This is a genomic window from Polaromonas sp. P1_E1_2, assembly GCF_056406035.1.
This window is the reverse complement of record NZ_JBFUAZ010000401.1, coordinates 1-4,008: the sequence shown is the minus strand read 5'-3', so window position 1 is coordinate 4,008 and position 4,008 is coordinate 1. Positions and strand designations below refer to the sequence as shown.

Here is a 4,008-nt window from a genome sequence, read left to right as displayed (position 1 = left end):
GGCTGTCCCATTCTTCAAAATACACCTTGGGGCGGCGCGCACCCTTGGCGACCCTGGCCGCGACGGCCGCCTGCATGGCACGCAAATCGGCCTGCAACTGTGCAATGCGCTGCGCGCCCTGCTCCGCCTCACCCACCATGGCGGCCAGCTGGAACAGCATGGAGAAAATCTCGGCCACGCTGCGCTGGTTGAAGATCGTGACCTGCACGCCGCGCTTGACCAGGTCAGACGCAATATCGGCCTGCAGGTCCGAAAAGCCCAGCACGCAGTCGGGCTGCAGTTCCATGATCTTCTCGATCTTCGCGCTCAAGAAGGCGCTGACGCGCGGCTTCTCATCGCGCGCGCGTTTGGGCCGCACGGTGTAGCCCGAGATGCCCACAATGCGCTGCTGCTGGCCCAGCAGGTAAAGCCATTCGGTGGTCTCCTCGGTCAGGCAGACGATGCGCTGCGGGCCGGGTTGGTAGTGCAGCAAGTCCGTCATGCAGTCACCTCTACAGGTGCCGTGAACAGCTCCGCCACCGCTTCGGGGCAAGACGGGAACCAGGCGTGGAAGTAACTGGCGCGCACCGCACCTTGCTGCCATACGGCCTCGCCCGCATCCGGCGCAGGCGCGGTGCCCGGCCGCGAGGTGCGTGCCGCGGGCTGTAGCGGCGTGGCCGTGGTCGAGTAATGGAAAGTGTGGCCGCGCAAGGTACCGCTTTCCAGGGCCAGCTGCTGCGGGCCCAGGCCAGCCAGCAGCTTTTGCATGGTCACTTCGCCAGGCAGCACACCCCATTGCACATGGTGTTGGCCATCCAGCGTGACCAGCGTCTCAAACAGAGCCATCATGCCGCCGCACTCGGCCCATACAGGTTTGCCTGCGGAAATGTGTGCGGCCAGGCTTTCCCGCATAGGGGTGTTAGCGGCAATCGCCTCTGCGTGCAGCTCAGGGTAGCCGCCGGGAATCCACAGCGCGTCGCATGCAGGCAGCGCCGCGCCAGACAGCGGCGAAAAAAACACCAGCTCAGCACCCAGCGCGCGCAGGGTATCGAGGTTGGCCGCGTAGATAAAACAGAAAGCGGCATCGTGCGCAACAGCGATGGTTCTGCCTTTCAGCATGGGAGCAGTGGGCGCAGAGGCTTCCGGCGCCGCGAAGTCCACCGCCCATCGCTGTAAGTCGTCCAGGGTCATCTGACCCAGCGGCGTGGTGGCCAGCGTATCGGCTGCGGCGTCCAGCCTTTCCATGGCATCTGCCACTTCGGTCGCCACGGTCAGGCCCAGGTGGCGCTTGGGCAGGCTCATGGCGGGATTGCGCAGCACTGCACCCAACCATTGGTCCGGCGCCACGCTGGCCTGCAGCATGCCCGCATGGCGCACATTGGCCACGCGATTGGCCAGCACCCCGGCCCAGGGCATGTCGGGGCGATAGTGCTGCAGGCCAAAGGCCAGCGCGCCAAAGGTAGCCACCATGCCCGATGCATCCACCACCGCCAGCACCGGCAAGCCAAAGCGCTGCGCCAGGTCGGCCGCGCTGGGCTCACCGTCAAACAGGCCCATCACGCCTTCCACAATGACCAGGTCGGCCTCCAGCGCCGCCGCATGGAGACGCGCGCGGCAATCGTCCTCGCCCGTCATCCACAGATCCATCTGGTACACCGGCGTGCCGCTGGCCAGGGCGTGCCAGCACGGGTCCAGAAAATCCGGCCCGCACTTGAAAACCCGAACCCGGCGGCCCTGCCGCGCATGCAGGCGCGCCAGCGCGCAGGTCACCGTCGTCTTGCCCTGGCCGGAAGCCGGGGCGGCGATGAGGATGGCAGGGCAACGGACGGAGGTTTGCATGGCTGGTGTGGATGAGGCTTACTTACTGGGGCGCCCAGGTCAGGCCGACGTACACAGAGCGCCGGCCATTGGCGTAAGTGCCGGCAGTCTGGTAGGCCTTGTCGGTCACATTGTCCAGCTTGGCGACCAGTTTCCAGTCGCGCGACAGCGCCGTCGTGGCGCTCAGGTTCACGAGCGAGTAGCCTGGCAGCACGACGTTGCTGGTGTCGCTGTCGAAGGTGTGCGAGGCCATCACCAGGTCGGTCGCCAGTTGCCAGCCGCCCACCGGCATCTCGGCGCCCAGCGTGCCATATTGGCGGGAGCGGCGCTGCAGGGTTCGGTTGGTGACCAGGTTCTTGGGATTCTGCAGATCCAGCGAGCCGTGGATGTGAACATTGCCCAGCGTCTCGGCAGCCGTGAATGTCAGCCCTGTGTACTGCGCCTGGGCCGTATTGGCATAACAGGAACGATTGCTCTGCACCGTCGGCGGGCCGCCATTGATGCAGGGACCGTTGCCCGTGACGAAGCTCAGCAGGTTGGTCAGGCGGTTGCGATAAGCGGTGACACCGTACTGGGCAGTCCCCTGGCTGTATTTGAGCGCCATTTCCACGCTGCGGCCGGATTCGGGCTTCAAGGTCGAGGTGCCGTAAATGCTGAAACGCTGGTACAGCGTGGGGACCCGGAAGGAGGTGCCGGCGGATGCGGACACTTTCCACTGTGGCGTGAGCGCAAAGGCATAGGCGGCGGAGCCGGTGGTCTTTCCGCCGAATTCGCTGTCCGTGTCATGGCGGGCGTTGAACTGCACCGTGTGCGCGCCGCCGCTCCAGCCGTAGCCCAGGCTCACGCCATCCAGCGAACGGTTCCCGTTGAGGGTGCTCATGCCAGCCGGCACGGCCGAGGAGCCAACCAGGAGGAACACATCGCGACGGCTTTCCAGTGTGGCGCTCAGGAGATGCGCGCCAATGCGGTATTCGTTCTGGAACAACAACGTGCTGATGGTGCTCTTGTCGTAAGAAATCTGCGGGGTCGAGCCGTTCAGGCCTTCTTCACCTGAATCGGTACCTTGCGTGATCGTCAGCTTGGTGCTGTATTGGCCAGACCATTTGGCTTCCCACTGCAGGCCCAGGGTCTGCAGGTCGCTGATGCGGCGAAAGTCGCGTGTGAGGCCGCCGTCGTACTGCGCATCCATATGGCTCTGCAACACATTGGCTTCAATGCGGTGGTCAGGGTTGATCTGCAAACCCAGTTTGGCATTGGCGCTCTGGCTTTTGTAGCCGTCGGCATCGGGGTTTTGAGCCGGGATGGTCCGGGCATTGAAGCCATCGCTTTGTCCCTGCGTCAAGCCCAGCGAATAGTCAAAGCCGCCCGCTGAACCGCTGGCGGCGAGCTCGACCCGGCTGGTGTTGTAGGAGCCGTAGCCGACCGTCACGGAAGGCGAAAAACGGCCTTGGCCGCGCTTGGTGAAAATCTGGATCACGCCGGCCACGGCGTCGGAGCCATAGACTGCGCTGCTGGGGCCGCGCACGATCTCAATGCGATCAATCAGCGAGAGGGGAATGTTGTTCCAGGAGGCGGCTCCAGCCGTCGTCTGCGACTCCACCCTCACGCCGTCTACAAAAACCGGGGTGTGGCGGGTTTCACCGCCACGCACAAAAACGCTTGTATTGCTGCCGATACCGCCGTTACGGGTGATCTGTATGCCTGGCACGCGAACCAGAACGTCAGCCAGCCCCACCGGGCCGGCGCGCTCTATGGTTTCACGGTCAATGACCGTGACATCAGCAATGACATCGCCGATGGGTTGGGCGCTGCGCGTAGCGGTTACCACCATTTCCTTGAGTTGTGGCGCCGCGCCGGCCTGAGCCGCCGGGGCAGTCTGGGACAAGGCGGGAAATGCAGCGGCCACAGCCAGCGGAAGCACGGCAAGGCGTGTGTGGAAAACACAGGTTTTCATGGAATCAGAYAATCAACAAAATACCCTCACTGGCTTCCCCGCCAGTGCATGAGCGTTACAAACGCTCATGCCAGTTCATGGACGTGCGCGTTCACCTTGTTGGCCGGTATCCGGGCTGACGGAACTGCCTCCATCGCCTTCCCAAGCGTGTGTTCAAAACGCTCAGTGGCTAGTGATGAAAGCTGAATGGGCTTCTGACTTGACGTCAGGAGCCCATTCGTCCGTATTACCGTTGCGGGGGCAGCGCAGGTTAAAGG

The 4,008-nt window shown here is 63.8% G+C and carries 3 protein-coding genes and 1 riboswitch; all 3 genes read right to left on the bottom strand.

Going from position 1 to position 4,008, the window contains the following annotated elements; translation table 11 throughout:
- Positions 1-481 (bottom strand): ABC transporter substrate-binding protein (locus tag AC1D1P_RS16595; protein ID WP_477673725.1); only part of this gene is annotated, 481 nt, incomplete at its 3' end.
- Positions 478-1,818, bottom strand: a complete 1,341-nt coding sequence (locus AC1D1P_RS16590) for a cobyrinate a,c-diamide synthase (RefSeq protein WP_477673724.1) — start codon at positions 1,816-1,818, stop codon at positions 478-480. The genes AC1D1P_RS16595 and AC1D1P_RS16590, both read right to left, overlap by 4 nt.
- A gap of 22 nt (positions 1,819-1,840) precedes the next feature.
- Positions 1,841-3,751 carry a TonB-dependent receptor domain-containing protein gene (locus AC1D1P_RS16585; protein ID WP_477673723.1) on the bottom strand — a complete coding sequence of 637 codons (1,911 nt, stop codon included), beginning with the start codon at positions 3,749-3,751 and terminating at the stop codon, positions 1,841-1,843.
- Between the two features lie 84 nt (positions 3,752-3,835).
- Positions 3,836-4,008, bottom strand: a riboswitch (cobalamin riboswitch). This riboswitch is flagged as partial in the annotation.

Bases quoted from the DNA above. Each gene is read 5' to 3' on its own strand.
- AC1D1P_RS16590 (WP_477673724.1), bottom strand. From the start codon at position 1,818: ATGCAAACCTCCGTCCGTTGCCCTGCCATCCTCATCGCCGCCCCGGCT.
- AC1D1P_RS16585 (WP_477673723.1), bottom strand. From the start codon at position 3,751: ATGAAAACCTGTGTTTTCCACACACGCCTTGCCGTGCTTCCGCTGGCT.